Below are 18834 nucleotides of genomic sequence, written 5' to 3' on the forward strand. Positions count from 1 at the left end.
ATATCTAATTAAAAGAGGCTTGTAATGGCTAATAAAATTAAAACTGATGTCGTTGTGTTAGGAAGTGGACCTGGTGGATACACAGCAGCATTTAGAGCAGCGGACTTAGGAAAAAAAGTAGTTTTAGTTGAACGTTATGATTCACTAGGTGGGGTTTGTTTAAATGTGGGCTGTATCCCTTCTAAAGCATTGTTGCACATTGCAAAAGTTGTTGATGAAGCTCATGAAATGTCTGAGCAAGGTGTAAGCTTTGGCAAACCCAAACTGGATAATAAAAAAATTGTTGCATGGAAAAACTCTGTTATTTCTAAATTGACAGGCGGTCTAAAAGCCTTATCAAAACAGCGTAAAGTGGAAGTAATTACTGGGGTAGGGAAGTTTTCGGGGGCCCACCAAATCACTGTGGCTACCAAAGATGGCTCTGTCGAAGTAGAGTTTGAAAACGCTATCATTGCTATAGGTTCTGAATCCATTAATTTACCTTTTATTCCTGAAGACAAACGTATTTTTAGTTCAACAGGTGCGTTAGAACTTGCTGATATTAAAGGCAATTTATTGGTTTTAGGTGGAGGAATTATTGGACTGGAAATGGCCACAGTTTATTCAGCCCTTGGAGTTGATGTAACTGTTGTTGAATTTATGGATCAACTTATTCCAGGTGCTGATTTGGATCTCGTCACTGTTTTGCAAAAACGTATGCAAAAGAAAGGCGTCAAATTCCTTTTGAAAACCAAAGTAACCGCAGTTGAAGCCAAAAAAGATGGTATTTATGTTTCTATGGAAGGCGAGCATGCAACAGACAAACCGCTATGCTTCCAACAAGTTCTTGTTTCAGTTGGAAGAAAACCAAACGGTGGTGCAATTGATGCAGAAAAAGCTGGGGTAAAAGTGGACGAGCGAGGCTTTATCAAGGTAGACAATCAACAAAGAACCAATGTGTCGCATATTTTTGCTATCGGCGATGTGGTTGGTCAACCTATGCTTGCGCACAAAGCTATTCCCGAAGGTAAAGTTGCTGCAGAAGTTATCGCTGGAAAAAAACATTATTTTGATCCCAAATGTATTGCGAGTGTTGCCTATACTGATCCCGAGATTGCTTGGACAGGTTTAACTGAAAAAGAAGCAAAAGAAAAAGGTATTCGCTATGAAAAAGCTACCTTCCCTTGGGCTGCCAGTGGCCGTGCTCTCAGTATGGGACGTGAAGAAGGAATGACGAAATTGTTATTTTGTCCTGATACCAACCGAATATTGGGTGCAGGAATTGTTGGAATTAATGCCGGTGATTTAATCGCTGAAACATCATTGGCTATTGAAATGTGTTGTGATGTTGAAGATATTGCCCTGACAATACACCCACATCCGACACTTTCGGAAACTATTGCTCAAGCTGCAGAGGCATTTGAAGGTACGATAACAGATCTTTATTTGCCAAAAAAGAAAAAAAGTACTGAATAACATTTGATAGAAAATGCTTGTACTCCCCCCATCCGCCCTGACGGGCACCTTCTCCCCAAGGGGAGAAGGGATGTTTCACATTAAATTAATAGGTGCAGGGATGGGGCAGTTTCGTAGATTTTTTGTTGTCAGAGTAGTAGTCAATTTTCGGCATTTGCAGGAATAGGAAATATTCAGTAAGGTAATTGGGAGCTTTCTCCTTAGTTTCAGACAAAAAATTATTTGGGAGCAAACAGGGATGGCATTCAACATTCGGCGCATGACTGAATCAGATGTTGATGCAGTTTATTTAATTGAAAAAAATACTCATATTGCTCCTTGGAGTAGAGAGATTTTAAGGGATTGCGTTCGTGTAGGATATGATTGTCGCTTATGCGAAGTTGATGAAGGAAGTAAACTGCTCATTGGTGGTTATATTATTTCTAGACACAGTAACAAATGCTGTCATATTTTAAATTTTTGTATTGCCAAACCATTTCAGTCAAAAGGTTATGGACGCCAATTTCTCCAAAAAGTGCTTTTTTCGTTAACTGAATCACAGCATATTGATTATGTCATTCTTGAAGTGCGACCTAGCAATAAAGCAGCGTTATCTCTTTATCAGAGTATGGGCTTTGAACAAGTAGAAATTAAACCGGGCTATTACATAGAAGATAATAACATTGAAGATGCAATTGTATTGAAAAAGATATTAACGATTCAAAATTAACATTCTAATAAAAAACATATAAAAATTCACTGTCAAGACTGTTTTTTAAATTTTTATTTAGCTATCATGTACGACCAACTCAGTGCAATCTTAAATTTCTCTTCCTGTGAATAACTTTTTTTAAAAAGTTGTTTTTTATTTCATTCTTTTACAAAAAAAAATCATAAACCCTTTATGTACCGCGGTATTGTTATTTTTATAAAAATGTATTGATGTACTTGTTATCCACAGAAACTGTGGATAACACTGTGAATAGGACTATGAATTACTTGATAAATAAGCTCATTTTAAAGATGTTCTAAAATAACTCAATCGGGCTCTACCCCAAATAAGGGGGCATTTTAATCAAGTTAGTCTAGACTAACCCTTTGATTTGACGGTCAAAAGGAAGATTAAAATGCCTAAGAAAGATTGTATCCTAAATTTGCCTGGATATTCTATTAAAAGAGTAAGTGGAGAAAACCCGGTATACATAGAGGTAAGCTATCGCTGGGTAGTTCGCTGTATTCATTGTGGTAATAAGAAGTTACGTAAAAAGGACAGTTTTATAAGACGAATCCGTCATGAATCGATTGGATTGCGACGCAGTTATTTGTGTTTAAAAGCTCATAAGTATTATTGTCCATCATGTGGTCGTTATTTTAATCAGCGATTTCCTGGGATAGGGAAACATCAAAGAGCGACGGAGAGTTTACGAAAACAAGTATTTCACTATCACAGTAAGGGAGTGAGTCAAAAAGATTTGTCTCGGGACTTAAAGCTGGGCAAATCGACTGTAGAACGTTGGTATCACTATGGTTATGAGCTCCGTTATAAAAAGATATCGAGTCGCTCTTGTCCTCGGATATTAGGCCTTGATGAGCATTCATTGGGTATGCGACAACCTTTTGTGATTTAGCCAAGCACAAAATCTTTGATGTGGTTGAAGGGCGTAGTGCTAAAGACTTAGAGAGCTATCTCAAGTCCTTAGAGGGGCGGGATAAAGTGCTTGTTGTGTGCATAGATTTAAGCAGTAGCTACCGTTTGTTAATAAGACGTTATTTTCCTAATGCAAAGATAGTGGCTGACCGTTTCCATGTGATTCGCTTGTTGAATCAGATGAGCCTCCAGACTTATCAACAAATAGACCCTCAAATCAAATATCAACGTGGCCTATTGGCCGCATTAAGAACGAATGAAGCCAATTTAACGATAAAACGATTAAATAAAAGAGCCAGCTATTTACAGCACCAGCCAGCAATTGCGGCTATCTATCACTTGAAGCAACGTCTCCATCGACTCCTGATGAAAAAGCATCGGACAGCAAAGCAATGTAAGCGTTTACTGCCTTTGTTTCTTAAATACGTCACGCTTTTAAAAGAAAGTCCTTTTGAGTCACTAAAGACTCTAGGTAAAACATTATACCAATGGCGTGAAGAAGTGGTTAGAATGTGGCGGTTTACTAAAAACAACGGCATTACGGAAGGGTTTCATCGTAAGATGAAACTGATTCAAAGACGTGCTTACGGGTTTAGAAATTTTGAAAATTACAGGTTAAGGGTTAAAGTTTTGTGTTCTTGATTAGTGCCCCCGGAAATGGGGAAGAGCCCTCAATCGTGAAATGGTAAATATTATCTATTGCAATTAAAGCAGAATATGAGAGGGTTCATATAATGGGTATTACTTGAATTCAAGACGGACATGCAATGATATTTATTTGAACATCATGGGTTTTGTCATAACAAATTACCATGACAAATATAAATTGCATGTGGTACTCTTTACCGTTTTAAACCATGCAATTATTTTCACAATTGCATGGTTTTTCAGTTAATTAAAAGATTTATATGTTGAGAATACTTTCATGAGAAGAGCAAAACCCAAACAGAATCCCACCCCGCAAACTGCTCAAATCGATAATTTAAGCCATGATGGAAAAGGAGTTGCGCGTATTGAAGGTAAGGCAACTTTTATTCAAGGTGCATTGCCAGGTGAATTCATTGAGTTCCAGTATAAACGGATAAAAAAAGATTTTGATGAAGGCCTTTTACTTAAGGTTCTTAAACCCTCTCCCTTACGGGTGGAACCTAGGTGCCCGCATTATTCAATGTGTGGAGGTTGTTCATTACAACATATGAGCGAAGAAGAACAAATTCATTTTAAACAAGAGCAATTATTGGATTTGTTATTACGATACGGGCATACTAAACCGCAAACTGTGTTATCACCTCTAGTGTCAAATTATTGGAATTACAGAAATAAAGCACGATTAAGTGTACGATTTGTTGAGAAGAAACAGACTTCAATGGTTGGGTTTAGGGAACGTAATAATCCTCGGTATATTACAGAGATTACCCAATGCCCTGTTTTAAATGCCAAACTTGATGCTGATATCATTCCGTTAAGACAATTGATCGATTCTATGCAAGACAAAAATTGTATTGCGCAAATTGAAGTTGCTGCGGGGGATGAGGAGGTTGCGCTGATTTTTCGGAATTTAACCACTCTAAATTGTGAAGATGAGTTAAAAATTCAAAAATTTGCTGAAGACTATCAATATAAAATTTTTCTTCAACCTGGTGGCCCCGACAGCGTTTATTGTTTTTATCCACCCAAATCCAGTGAGTATCTAACTTACACATTACCGGTCTATGATATTACCTATTCATTTCACCCCACAGATTTTACGCAAGTGAATTCTGCATTAAATCGTTCCATGGTATCGCAAGCAATACAACTTATGGACTTAAAAAGTACAGATATAGTGCTAGACTTATTTTGTGGGTTGGGAAATTTTTCACTTCCAATGGCTAAATTTTGTGCCAAAGTTCTCGGTGTTGAAGGCAGTAAGACTATGGTTGAAAGAGCATATATGAATGCCAAATTAAACCATATCCCAAATGTAGATTTTTATGCTGCAAATTTGGATGATGTTAATGAAGTAAAGAAACTGGTTCAACAGCCCTGCAGTAAAGTATTAATTGACCCTCCTCGATCAGGTGCGCTTGAAATTGTGAAACAAGTTGATGCATTAAATCCAGAGCGTATTGTTTATGTATCGTGTAATCCCGTAACATTAGCACGAGATACTGATATATTAGTCAATCAAAAAGGCTATACACTGATAACAGCAGGAGTAATGGATATGTTCCCTCATACTGCCCATGTCGAGTCGATAGCGTTATTTGAAAAAGGATAAAACTCATGGTTAGAGTAAAAGATACCGTTCCATTGTGCGAAGATGGAAGCATTGATGTTGATTTATGGCTTCATCAATTAGGCGCAAAAGGCTATTTGGAAAATCTTGAACTCATTCGTAGCGCATGCACTCTCAGTCAGCTTGCAGGCCAAGAACATGCTACAGAAACAGGTCATTCTTGTTTGCAACAAGGATTGATTATGGCGGATTTGCTTGCTGATCTTGAAGTTGATCCAGAAACGCTGGCTGCTGCAATTATTTTTGAAAATGTGCATTATGCCGATCTGTCTATTGATGACGTGTCTGAGCAGTTGGGTCCTAATATTGCGAAGCTGGTGAAAGGTATTGAGCGCATGAGCGCGATGCACAGTTTTCAAGGATTAAATAAATACCCACAAAATAAGCAACAAATTGATAACATTCGCAAAATGTTATTGGCTATGGTAGATGATGTGCGGGCTGTATTAATCAAGCTTGCTGAACGTTTGTGTGTTTTAAGAACCGCCACTCATTTATCTGAAGAGTTACGCAAACAATTAGCTACCGAGGCAATGGAAATTTATGCACCTTTAGCCAACAGGCTGGGAATAGGGGCGATCAAATGGGAAATGGAAGACTTGGCTTTTCGCCATTTACATCCTGAGGATTATAAAGCGATTGCCAAGGGTCTGAAGGCCAAACGCCTAGAGCGCGACAACTTTGTTAATACTATTGTTGCCCAGCTTAATGAACAAATTAAAGCAAGCGGAATAGATCATTTTGCTGTTTACGGTAGATCAAAACATATCCATAGTATTTATAAAAAAATGACGCGCAAGAATGTGTCGCTTGATGAAATTTATGATGCTACAGCGGTACGTGTCCTCGTAGATACCCAACCTCAATGTTATGAGGTCTTAGGTATGGTCCATACACTTTGGAAGCAAATTCCTGCTGAGTTCGATGATTATATTATTAACCCTAAAGCAAATGGCTATCAATCGTTGCATACAGCAGTTAAAGGACCTGAAGGTCGAGTTTTTGAAGTACAAATAAGAACATTTCTTATGCATGATTTGGCAGAAATGGGTGTTGCCGCACATTGGAAATATAAAGAGGGTGGTTTTAAACAGAAGCAAAGCCATGAACGTAAAATTGAATGGTTACGCGATGTATTGGCCTGGCATCGAGAAATGGCAAGTAATAAGGGGGTTCCCGAAAGTACAACCACAGAGTTTCTCGAAGATAGAGTTTATGTTTTTACTCCTGATGGTGATGTTCTTGATCTACCCCAAGGCGTTACTCCTTTAGATTTTGCATACCACGTACACAGTGATTTAGGACATCGCTGTCGTGGGGCTCGTATCAATGGCCATATCGTTCCATTGACTTATCAACTGAAAACAGGAGATAAGGTAGAGGTTTTGGCTGGAAAAGAAATCAAGCCATCTCGTGATTGGATCAATCCACACTTAAACTATCTCAAAACATCCCGAGCTAAAGCCAAAGTATTGCATTGGTTTAAAATGCAAGATTATGATCGAAACATCCAGGATGGACGTGAGTTATTAGATAAAGAATTAAAATCTTTAGGAATAAAATCCGATAAACTGAATGAAGTGACGGCGGCACTGCATTTCAAAAAGCTTGATGATCTGTATGCAAATCTTGGACGTGGTGATATTAAGATAGGACAAATCATTAGTAAACTTGCTCCACCAGCAACCTCAGAACTCAATCTTGAGCGATTTGTTAAACCACAGGCCAAACCAGAAGTTACTGGGAGCGATCTTCGGATTGAAGGGGTAGGTAATTTATTAACTTTTATGGCTCGATGTTGCCAACCCGTTCCAGGTGATCCAGTTATTGGCTACATCACTGTAGGAAGAGGTGTGTCAGTACATAGACCAGATTGTCCTAACATTATCCATGCGAGTGAACACCAAAAGCAACGTTTCTTGCAAGTTACTTGGGGCAGTGCTACGCGTGAAAACTATGTAGTGGATATTTTAATCAAGGCATTTGATCGTTCTGAGCTTTTAAAAGATGTCACCTCATTACTTGCCAATGAAAAAGCACATGTTTATGCGTTACAAACTCAAAGTAACAAACAAGAAAACATGGCATATATTACATTAACTGTAGATGTTGATGGTCTAAACAGCCTGTCTCGCCTATTAACAAAATTAGAGCAAATCCCGAATGTGCTTGAGGCACGAAGACAGCTTTAAGTGGCTGCCTGATAAAATGGAACCTGGGTGCAGCGCAGCCATTGTGTTTCCCTTCTCCCCCCGTGGAGAAGGTGCCCGTATGGGCGGATGAGGGAATCCCTCACCCCAACCTCTCTCCCACAAGTGGGAGAGAGGAATTTCTTATAACCGCTGCACTGCACCCAGGTTCCATCTATATTTCTATTCAAAAATAAATCCTGCAACAACAGCACGGTGCTCACTCAATAATACATTATAGGTACGACATGCTGCACCCACAGACATGCATTCTATACCTATTTGCTGTTGGGTCAGTTGATTCAGAATTGACAGAGGCAGGAGTTTTCCGGTATGTTCATGACCAATGATGATAATTTCCGGTTTAAATTGCGTTAATAAGTTCATATAGTGTGCATCAATTTCTTCAATGGTTTTAATTGAAAGATCACTAATGATTTCTGTTTTAGAAATTATTAAACTGCGTTCATAAACAATGGAATTAATCTGAATTTTGTTATCACTATAAGCTTGTACTGCGTGTAGTTCTGCTGACTCTAAATTGATGTTCATGGTTTAGAATGTTTAAATGAATTATAGATAGCTACAAGTATACTACAGAGGTCACTATTATGAGTCAATTTCCGCGCATAAATCGTTTGCCACCCTATGTTTTTAATACGTTAACGCAATTAAAAACTGAAGCGCGGGCGCGTGGAGAAGACATTATTGATTTCGGTATGGGAAATCCTGATCAACCCACGCCACCTCATATTGTAAATAAGTTGATTGAGGCAGTACAAAGGCCAGATACTCATCGGTATTCTATGTCCAAAGGAATACCAAGGTTAAGACGGGCTATGGCCTCCTGGTATCAACGTAACTATGATGTACAGTTAAATAGTGAAACACAAATATTAGCTACTATTGGTTCAAAAGAGGGGTTAGCACATTTGGCATTAGCGATAAGTGGGCCTGGAGATACCATACTGGTCCCTGATCCAGCTTATCCTATCCATACTTATGGATTTATTATTGCTGGTGCTAATGTCAAACAAATTCCTCTGATTAATGAAACTCAGTTTTTAGCGTCAATAGAGGATACAATTAATCGAAGCTTGCCCAAGCCTAAAGCGTTAGTCATTAATTTCCCTGCTAATCCAAGTACGCATTGTGTGGATTATCCTTTTTTTGAGCAAGTAATTGATCTGGCAAAAAAGCATAAAATTTGGGTGATTCATGATTTAGCTTATGCTGACATTGTATTTGATGGATATAAAGCTCCATCAATACTTCAAGTACCCGGCGCTACTGATGTTGCCATCGAAACTTATTCGATGTCTAAGTCATATAATATGCCAGGTTGGCGCGTTGGTTTTGCTTGTGGAAATGAGGAACTCGTTGCTGCGCTTACTCGAATTAAATCTTATTTGGATTACGGTACGTTTACACCAATTCAAGTTGCTGCTATTGCCGCACTAGATGGTCCTGATGAGTGTGTGCATGAAATCAGGACACTATATGAAAAACGACGTAACATTCTTTGCGATGGTTTAAATGAAATTGGCTGGGAAGTGACTCGACCCAGAGCAACTATGTTCGTCTGGGCACCTATCCCAACTCATTATCAGCACATGGGATCACTTGAATTCAGTAAATACTTACTTAAAGAAGCTCATGTCGCTGTATCCCCAGGGATAGGTTTTGGCCAACAAGGTGATAATCATGTTCGTTTTGGTTTGATAGAAAATAAAGATCGTATGCGACAAGCATTACGAAACTTAAAGGCATTGTTTCGTAGAGATGGATTGATTAAGGCCGAAGAAACATGCATGTTGTAATTGATTCAGACTGTAATTCTATTCCAGAAAGAATGAGCCCATTACACTCAGAAGGGAATGTGTTACTCAATTTTTTGTTGAGTCTTGGCTATGAACCTACTAATCCACCTTATGCTGATTTATTAAGACGATATCATAATTTAGAAGGTGAGTGGTTCATAGTGACACCAGTTCACTGGGAAGCAACCCATAATGACGCGATGATCGTTGCCTCGGCTAGAGATTTACAGCTGGAAGAGAGTGAGTCGAGATCATGGTTTGACTTATTTTCACAGTATTTGGCAGAAGACGAGACCGTACTTTATTATCATGATGCGGAAACATGGTTGCTTAATACGAATAAAAAATATTCTTTAAATGCAAAACCTCCTCATCATTTATTGCACCAATCCTTAATGCCGGAATTAATTCAACTTGATAACTCGATGCATTGGCAGAAATTCATCACTGAAAGCCAAATGCTGTTCGCCTCTAGACCTAATCAGTCTTTAATTAATGGATTATGGGTTTGGGGGAATGCAAAACTTAATGAGAAAAAAACACTTAATATTTGTGTTGACACGCATCTTTTTTCATTCGCGACATTATGTAGTACTCAGGTTACTGTATATAGCCCAGAAATAAAGCTCAAGGACTTTCAAATTTTATTACTCTCTGAGTTTTCAATACTAAGTAAGCAACATCAAGAAGAGTTAAACAAAATGCCGGTTCATTTGTATTGGAATAATACTGCTTATTTGATGAGTAGCGGCAGGTGGTATGCTCGTTTATGGAGAAAAATAATTCATGCTAATTAAACAACGCCCCAGACCAGAACTCATACTCGATTTACCTAATGTGCCTGATGTACTAAGGCGAATATTTGCAAACCGGGGGATCAAAGAATCTTGCCAATTGGATAAACAACTCCAAACATTACTGCCTTTTGACAGCTTTAAAGGAATAAATGAGGCTTGTGTACGTTTAGAGAGCGCATTACGTGAACAGCATAGAATTTTAATCATTGGTGATTTTGATGCCGATGGCGCAACTTCAACCGCACTTGCTGTTACTGCTTTACGCGCTATGGGGGCTCAATTTGTTGATTATTTGGTTCCTAATCGGTTTGAGTTTGGCTATGGTTTAACACCTCAAATCGTTGAGGTTGCCAGTAAATGGAAGCCTGATCTCATTATCACCGTAGATAACGGTATTGCTAGTGTTGAGGGTGTGGAAAAAGCAAACCAGTTAGGTATCGATGTTTTGATTACCGATCATCATTTGCCTGCAGATACTCTTCCTGCTGCCTGTGCTATTGTGAACCCAAATCAGCTGGATTGTAAATTTCCCAGTAAATCGATTGCTGGCGTAGGGGTTATTTTTTACGTCATGCTGGCCTTGCGTAGACATTTGGTGAATGCCAATTGGTTCCATGAAATGAATATCACCGAACCTAATATGGCCAGTTTTTTGGATTTAGTTGCATTAGGAACTGTAGCTGACGTAGTTGGGCTGGATCAGAATAATCGCATTATGGTTAATCAAGGTCTTTCCAGAATACGTCAAGGACAATGTCGTGTAGGAATTAGGGCTTTGATTGAAGTGTCTGGACGTGAGTGTGCGCGACTAAGAGAGTCCGATTTAGGTTTTGCTATTGCACCAAGACTCAATGCTGCAGGAAGATTGGACGATATGGCTTTAGGCATAGAATGCTTAATTACTACAGATCAGCAACAAGCTAGAAACTATTGTCAACAACTCGATGAGTTAAATGAAGAAAGAAAGTTAATTGAAACTGAAATGAAAGAGCAAGCGATGCTTGCATTGGAAAAACTTGCTTTAAGTACAGAATATACAAGTAATCATTTACCCATTGCGTTATGTCTTTTTGATAAAACCTGGCACCAAGGGGTTATTGGAATTTTAGCGGGACGAGTCAAAGAGCGATATCATCGACCTGTTATTGCTTTTGCGGAAGTCAGTGAAAATGAATTAAAAGGATCTGCACGGTCTGTTCCGGATTTAAATATCCGAGATGTATTGGCAGCAATTGATAAGGATTATCCAGGGCTCATCAGTAAATTTGGTGGTCATGCTATGGCTGCGGGTCTGAGTATTCATCCAAACTCGTTTAAAGCATTTAGTGAAGCACTAATTTCTGAAGTGAGTAAGCATATTGATTTATCTCAATGTGAAGGGGAAGTGCTTACTGATGGGCCATTGCAGCCTGAAGAGCTTAATATTGAGATCGCTCAATTGATCCAGCAAGCGGGCCCTTGGGGACAGCAATTTGCTGAGCCTGTTTTTGATAATGTTTTTGAAGTGCTTGAGCAACGACTGGTGGGAAAAAATCATTTGAAAATGACTTTGGCAACAACACAAGGTGATCAACAGGTGGACGCGATCGCATTTAACATTGATCTAAAATCTTGGCCAAACCACAGAGTTAAATACATCCATGCCGCTTATAAGCTTGATATTAATTTTTACCAAGGACGTACACGCTTACAATTACTTATTCAAGCGATGAATGCGGTAAATCAAAAATAGAATGAGTGCTTATCTCCCCGTAACACCCTACTATGCTCGGGATGTAGGGGAGGGTGTTACCTCGGCATCTGCTGCAATACGGTTATTTTTTTGCACAAAAAATTTTAGTTTCAGTTATAATCAGTACTTTTTAACCGAACAATCATAGTGACGAATATTCTGCTTTCTCCTTTGTCAATTGCTCCGATGATCGATTGGACCTACAGTCATTTTCGAGTTTTTATGCGTTTTTTGGCTCCTCATGCGCTTTTGTATACTGAAATGCAAACTACTGGGGCGATACAAAACAATCCTGTGCGTTCTTTGCAATTTAGTGCAAAAGAACATCCCATCGCACTTCAACTTGGTGGATCGGATCCTGATGCGTTAGCGCAATGCACTCAACGTGCTGAGCAAGAAGGATATGATGAAGTGAATATCAATCTTGGCTGCCCTAGTGATAAAGTTCAAGCAGGACGTTTTGGTGCGTGTTTGATGAAAGAACCAAAACAGGTTGTTGATTGTATTCATGCCATGCGACAAGCAGTAAGTATTCCTGTTACAGCCAAAACTAGAATAGGAATTGATCATCAAGACAGTTATGAATTTTTCAGTGATTTTGTACATCAATTAGTTGAGGCTGGGGCACAAAAGATTATTGTTCATGCACGTAAAGCTTGGTTAAACGGTTTAAATCCAAAACAAAATCGAACAATTCCACCGGTTAATTACGAGTATGTTTATCGTCTTAAAAAGGAAATTCCTGAAATTCCGATAGTGATCAATGGCAATATTTTGAATATAGGGGAAATTAAAGACCATCTTCAACATGTTGAAGGAGTGATGCTTGGACGTTTAGCATGTGACAATCCTTTTCAAATAGCAACAATACATCAAACGCTTTATCCTGAAACTTCCGTGAGAACACGCAGTCAGGTATTTAACTATTATTTGGATTATTTGCTGGATCAATACAGCAAAGGTGTATCACTTAGTTTACTAATAAAACCTATATTCAACCTTGCTTTTGGTTTACCTGGCGCCAGTCAGTGGAAAAAAAAGTTAATGCTGATTTTGCAGGATAAAAATTTAACTTTGTTTCAAGAGCTAAGCGAGTATCTTCAGAATATTGAATTGCTTGCAGCGGTTTGATGAATTGAAATTTATTTTTCTAATCGTTAACCGTTTCGTTACGCTAAGGAGTTTATTACCCTGACTGGCTGTCCTTTATGGATAAAGGCAAAAATCAAGATCTGACCCCTATATTTTGTAAAAATAATAAGTTACTGTGTAGCATATCCTGACAAGCAGGTCGGATCATATTATAAAGAGGGTTATATGCAAGATCGATTTTTTAAGGAAGCCAGCTCTGACTTTTCAATTTCACTCCCATCGCTGAGTTTGGAAGATTTACATCATTTACAGACTTTATGTGATGAAGATATTGATATAAATACCTTGCTTATTCAAAAAATGCCTAAAACAGATTTACATGTTCACGCTGAGGCTGGCTTTTTGATTGATATTGAATTAGCTAAAACTATAGCGGAGCGTAATAATATCCCTTTTCCATATGATTTGATCGATGAACAAACCCAGCAATGGAAATTTACGGGTTCGGATGATCTCGATCAATTTATCAAAGACTTTCGACGTATTTCGAATCTGTTGAAAACGCCACAAGATATCGAAGATCTCACTTATGCATTTTATAAATATTGTTATGAGCATCATGTCATCTTCGCTTTGCCAGGAATATCCTGGATTCAATGTAAAGAACATATAACTTTTGTTGAATTTAACCAGGCCTATAATCGTGGCATCGCACGTGGGATCAAAGAGTTTGGTGATGTCACCACATTAAGATTACGCTATTATCAAGAGCGACACATAGATCCAGAAGATTTTCAGAGCATATGGGGTACTATTCAACAATATCCCAATCCGATGGTGACAACAATAGGCCTTGCAGGTGCAGAAGATGGGTTCCCTCTAGAGCGTTTTTTTAATTTTTTCGATGAGATCAATCGTTATAGACAGCAAAAGGGTAATCCTTGGTATTTTATCACCGCCCATATCGAGCCTGAGGCACAGAAACATACCTTGGAAATTGCAAAACAATATCTTGACCGATTTGCCCATGGAAGAAATGTTGCCAATTATCCCGAACTCGAAAAAGCACTTAAATTTGACGGCATGACACTTGAACTATGCCCTTTAAGTGACGTTGCATTTTTCCCAAAATCGATACCCAATTTAAAATCTCATACTCAATTTCAAACTTTATTTAAAGATGAAATGATCTCTTTAAATTCTGATGACCCCGCATTTTGTGGGCCAATTGATCAGGTATATCAGGCTGTTTTTAAAGAACTCGAATGCGACATGAAACTTTTATTCCGATGCACTTATAACGGTCTATTTGCAGTAGCACCTGGTAAATTAGAAGCTATGCATCGTTTCGCACCAGAAATGTATCAGGACCACATGTTATTCCTCAAACACAGCATGTTAAAGCTTAAATTTTTTGAACAATATTTTCATTTGTTACAAGAGATTAGAACAATAGATAATGAGTATCGCGAACTAAAAAAACGCATTTTGGGAATTAGCTTACACACACCCATAAGTGAATTAAATCACCTCTCATCATCTCTTTTAAAAATTGGAAAAGAGACAAGTATCAGCTCATTAATAGATATAAAACAGGAAATTATCAGAACGTCTAAATTATTAGAAAAAAACACGTTGCAAGCTATAGAACAATTTGAACACAATTATCTCCTCTCACAAGAGCAAAACATCAGCTGTCTTGAACTATGATGCAAGACAGCTCCCATAATATAAAAATGAATCCGGTTCAAGGCAGACCAAAACACAGATTTATGAGTTTATTGACGCCAGGGTAATGCAACGAAGAATCTCCTGATTTGGAGATCCTTCGCTACGCTCGGGATGACGTTTCTCCCTATTGAGTTTACAGATTAACAAAATTTTGGTGCAAACTTTCCTCTGCATCTTCACTTAGCAACTTTTGTGCTTTGTCATAGAAAATTTGCGTCGTTTCACCGCGTTTATTGAAAAAGCCGTGATTATTCTTTTTAGCGGAGGCCTCGATCATCCCAGCGACTTTCTCTACGGTTTCTGAAAAGGTCACCAAGCCTTTTTGCGCATCTTCAATCTCTTTAAGGACCGCATGCATTCCTTTAGGAATGAGATTGGGAGTACCTGTAGTTGATTTAACTTTTTCCCCACCAAAATAACCAATATCCCACTGTGTATCTCTAATGAGGTACTTAAGTACTTCTAATAATGCTTTATTCACAGCCTCTTTAGGCGACTCTGGGGCAAAAGTTGAGTCTTGATGAATCTTGAAGCTATCAATTGTTCCATTAGCATTTTTTGTTCTCAGTTGCCATTCCGAAACTTGAGGCAAGTTATTTAATTGATAGAGTAGAAATTCTTTCCTAAAGGTATTTTTTTTATTTTTATCTAGATCAGATTTTTGCAAATCAGAATAGATAGTATGAATGGGGGTCGTACGCAGCCTTGTTTCATAGTCCAAAAAGCTATCGTTTATCAATGCAGGCTCATTTTCAGTTTCAATCCAACGATAACCTATTGATTTGATACACTCTTGAATCTTTGGCATTTGTTCTAAAGCAGATTTAGACTTGATATCCCCGAGCTGAGTTAAAAATGCATTGGCCTGTCCTTTTACTTGTAAATCAAAAAGCAAATCGGCAAAATGATCTTTCTCTTTCTTGCTCGCATCTTTGTACCAAGTAAAAACTTGTTCCATGATCTTTGCTAAATCATCGACATCTATATCACTATATCTGCTAGAGCGAGTTTGTTGATATTCGTATAGCCTCAAATACAGTTTCAACATCGGTGTTAGGCATTGAGCAATTTGAGTTGTATCGGTTGGATCCGCTTTAGCATATTCAGCGCCAGTAGTTGCTGTCAGTAAAAGTTTGGGACCATACTTGACCATCACCGCCGGAGTCTTTCTAGTGCCTGTATTATTGAGAAATTCTACTAATTTTTGTTGTTCTCCTTTAGGTAACTGATGGAATGCAGCATCAATACTTTCTACAAATAAACGAGTCCTTGCTTCGTATTGTCCTGCGTCACGAATTGTAATTTTTTTATTGTCTGGATTTTGTACCGTTTTAAATAAATGACAACGTAACATTTGCGCAATACGTGTTATTGCTAAATCGTGCAATGAAGGATCTGATCTAAGAATATCAGGGATGGCTTTCGCTAATTTTTTGCGATACAGAGTATAGGCTTCTTCAGCAGGATCTTTACCTGGCTCTTGTTTTTGAGCTACGCGAACTAATGTTTTATATAGTAGATTGATTTTTAAATGGATTTCAGGCGAACTTCCAGCAGCACTAACCATTGTATCAGAGGGTTTCGCGCCAAAAATGTCATAACAATGATGTACAAAAACCAGTTCAGCAAGTTTTGGATTTTTTTTGTACGCAGCAAAAAATAAATCTAATCCTTTTTTAATTCCTGCAAAAGGAATTTCGCCCTGAACAATTTGGGCTATGTTCATTTCATTGCATAAATTGAATAATTCATCACAGAGAATAAATGATTCTTTATTTTTTTGTTCTTCTTTAGGTGCGGGACCACCCCATAATAAATATTCTGTAGCAGTACAATTATTTTCTTGAGAACCAGCAAAACCATAAAGTTCTAGAGCAATGTCATGATCAACATATTCTTTTGCTCGCTCGAATTGATCTGCATCAGCGGGGGAAATAAGTTGGTTGTCAGTGCACTTAAAATAGTTTCCTGATGGAAGACGAACTAAATAATTCCCTTTGGTATCCCGATGAACTGCATTTTTTATGTGATCGCCTTTTCCTGCATCATGAAGTGCTAAATGTAAATAAAACGCTGTTTTATTAGTTTCAGAATGACCTTCTAGGCGCAGTAGCTCTTTATATTTTGCAGACATGCCCAAAACACCGCTTGGAAAAGCAGCGATCAAATGGTTTCGGGTGGCTAAAGAAAAGTATAGAACGCTATTACCAGTTCGTTTAAATTCAAATCCCAATTTGCCATTTTGCTGCAGTAAATTGGATGCACTTTCAGTGGGCATCAATCTGGGTCTTAGCATATTAACGAAGAGGCCTGTTAAGGCAGTGTATTTTTTTTCTGTAGTCGGTTGTTGTAATGCTTTATTGATATCCTGAACCATTGATTCTGGGAAATCATTGTTTTCAATAAGTTGTAGGAAAGCTTCGATTTCCCTAACCCATTGCAGGAGATTTTCACCTAATGCATTTTTATTCTCAGCTTCTAATGTTTCAGCGCTAAGAAAATATTTATTTGCTTCATCTAGGTTAGCCTGGGCCTGAAGTTTGAGTTGCTGTTGCAGTTCCAATAAGTTCGCCTTTATCCATAGCGAATTAACTTGCTTCTCTGTTTCTGGATCAGTTTTATCTTGTTGTTTTAAGTGATGTAACCCAGCTTTTAATTCAATAATTTTTTTATAGCAATTAACTAAGCGTTCTTGTCCTTTGACACAGCCCACAGCAATGAGATGCAATAGCGAAGTAACGAATATGGGATCTATTTCTTTACCATAAATAAAGTTTCCATCACTTTCAATCGCAATATCTTTTTTCTCTGGGTCTACAGGAACGGTAGAATCAATTAAAACTCCAGTATTATTGACCATGCGTAGGCGGAGATCATGAGCAGGTATTTGAGCTGTCTCCTTAAACAGCATTTCTTTAGTCACTTCAGTTCCAATGGACTCTTTCCAGTTGATTATTCCAATTAATGCCAAAAGTGAAGCCACAACATCGTGGGGCCAAAATCCTTTGTATTTAGAACTTTTGATAAACTCGCCCATCGCAGTGAGTAGCGTAGGGGCATATTGTCCGGTTAATACAGGATAAGCGCGAGACATAATGTCTGATGTCCCTTTTATCGATGTTATTTTACTGTAGTTAGGGAGTACGCGAGTTGTTTTTGATACCACATGAAATGCATTGTCATGGGTTAATGCTGCTACTGCAAGAGCTGCCTTCTTCGTGTCAGTGCTACGTGCATTGTAGGGAAGATCCGAAGTTTGATAATCATTTTGAGAGTAAGGTTTATTATAACCCAAATTGATAAGGGTATACTTTTTCTGCTCTTCTGGCGCCATTTGTGCTAGAAAATCGCTAACTGCATTAAATGATGCGATGTTAACTATAGTTGTGTCTTCAGGACTTGCTTGCCCAATATTTTGTAGCCACGCATCGGGTTCGTCAGTGCTTAAAAGGGAGTTTATGTGTGGAAATACTTCAGATTGAGCATAATACTTAATTACTTCATCAATAGGATAGAAGGCATCGCTTTGTGATGGCTCATGATAGTATTTTTTTAGTTGTTCGTTATAACTGTAATAACTTGTTACTGGACCAGCAATTACTTCGGGTAAATAACCTTTGGGGAGGTTGAGTTGTTTCTGCAATTGCTCAATGTGCATTTGTAAATATAAAGCACGCAAACCGTATTTGCCCTGGGGATCCTGCACCCCGTATTTATTGCAAGGAATTTCGTCGGTAGTGATTAGTTTAATTGGTGTAAGAGGATCTATAATACCTGCAACTTTGGCTTGAATGATTACATGGACTGTAGCAAGCAAGTCATCCCCATCTTTTCCTGGGTCAGTAAAAAAAACTATTTGTACCATTATTATCTCCTGTTAAATTCAAAATCAGGCTTTTATCATAATTCTTAATAAAAACATATTGTTATTTTTATTTGCAGAAGATATGGTTGTGTTTTTTTAATTGTTCAGTTTGTGTGATTGCTATGGTATTTCACGCTTAGAGTGCTTTTTTCTGGTAATATGCTTTCCACTTTAAGATATATTCTGAATCTAAGGGGCATTTAGATACTAAAATATTGTATACTATGAGAGAAAATTGCGGAAAATAA

General features: G+C 38.1%; 11 protein-coding genes and 1 pseudogene. 10 read left to right on the forward strand and 2 right to left on the reverse strand.

From position 1 onward, the window contains the following. The first annotated feature begins 24 nt into the window (after window positions 1-24). The 5 genes and pseudogenes from lpdA to relA all read left to right on the forward strand — a co-directional run bounded on the left by lpdA (window position 25) and on the right by relA (window position 7552). Entirely contained in the window at window positions 25-1455 is a 1431-nt protein-coding gene (gene lpdA, locus OQJ26_RS12765) for a dihydrolipoyl dehydrogenase (protein ID WP_265704147.1), read from the forward strand. Window positions 1456-1693: 238 nt separating this feature from the next. Then, window positions 1694-2164, forward strand: a complete 471-nt coding sequence (gene rimI / locus OQJ26_RS12770) for a ribosomal protein S18-alanine N-acetyltransferase (protein WP_265704148.1) — start codon at window positions 1694-1696, stop codon at window positions 2162-2164. 397 nt (window positions 2165-2561) lie between these two features. Next, window positions 2562-3724 (forward strand): annotated as a pseudogene (locus OQJ26_RS12775) (ISL3 family transposase). A 283-nt stretch (window positions 3725-4007) separates the two neighbouring features. Next, the gene (rlmD, locus tag OQJ26_RS12780; protein ID WP_265704149.1) at window positions 4008-5342 is read left to right on the forward strand and encodes a 23S rRNA (uracil(1939)-C(5))-methyltransferase RlmD; all 1335 of its coding nucleotides are present in this window, start codon (window positions 4008-4010) and stop codon (window positions 5340-5342) included. 5 nt (window positions 5343-5347) lie between these two features. Further along, window positions 5348-7552, forward strand: a complete 2205-nt coding sequence (relA, locus tag OQJ26_RS12785) for a GTP diphosphokinase (RefSeq protein WP_265704150.1) — start codon at window positions 5348-5350, stop codon at window positions 7550-7552. 180 nt (window positions 7553-7732) lie between these two features. Here the strand turns inward: relA and OQJ26_RS12790 are convergent, their stop codons facing one another. Beyond that, on the reverse strand, window positions 7733-8101 hold the full coding sequence (locus OQJ26_RS12790; RefSeq protein ID WP_265704151.1) for an Mth938-like domain-containing protein: 369 nt from the start codon (window positions 8099-8101) through the stop codon (window positions 7733-7735). 59 nt (window positions 8102-8160) lie between these two features. Between OQJ26_RS12790 and alaC the strand changes: the two genes are divergently transcribed. From alaC to OQJ26_RS12815, 5 genes are all read left to right on the forward strand, one after another. After that, window positions 8161-9369, forward strand: coding sequence for an alanine transaminase (gene alaC, locus OQJ26_RS12795; RefSeq protein ID WP_265704152.1), 1209 nt, complete (start codon window positions 8161-8163; stop codon window positions 9367-9369). Next, window positions 9357-10166, forward strand: a complete 810-nt coding sequence (locus OQJ26_RS12800) for a hypothetical protein (RefSeq protein WP_265704153.1) — start codon at window positions 9357-9359, stop codon at window positions 10164-10166. Before alaC ends, OQJ26_RS12800 begins: the two co-directional genes overlap by 13 nt. After that, a complete protein-coding gene (gene recJ, locus OQJ26_RS12805; RefSeq protein WP_265704154.1) occupies window positions 10156-11898 on the forward strand; it encodes a single-stranded-DNA-specific exonuclease RecJ in 1743 nt (580 codons plus the stop codon). Before OQJ26_RS12800 ends, recJ begins: the two co-directional genes overlap by 11 nt. A 147-nt stretch (window positions 11899-12045) precedes the next feature. Then, the gene (dusA, locus tag OQJ26_RS12810) at window positions 12046-13029 is read left to right on the forward strand and encodes a tRNA dihydrouridine(20/20a) synthase DusA (protein ID WP_265704155.1); all 984 of its coding nucleotides are present in this window, start codon (window positions 12046-12048) and stop codon (window positions 13027-13029) included. A gap of 186 nt (window positions 13030-13215) precedes the next feature. After that, a complete protein-coding gene (locus OQJ26_RS12815; protein WP_265704156.1) occupies window positions 13216-14700 on the forward strand; it encodes an amidohydrolase family protein in 1485 nt (494 codons plus the stop codon). Between the two features lie 154 nt (window positions 14701-14854). Here the strand turns inward: OQJ26_RS12815 and OQJ26_RS12820 are convergent, their stop codons facing one another. Further along, on the reverse strand, window positions 14855-18586 hold the full coding sequence (locus OQJ26_RS12820) for a DUF6829 domain-containing protein (protein ID WP_265704157.1): 3732 nt from the start codon (window positions 18584-18586) through the stop codon (window positions 14855-14857). Window positions 18587-18834 lie beyond the last annotated feature (248 nt).

Source organism: Legionella sheltonii, from assembly GCF_026191355.1.
Classification (GTDB): domain Bacteria; phylum Pseudomonadota; class Gammaproteobacteria; order Legionellales; family Legionellaceae; genus Legionella; species Legionella sheltonii.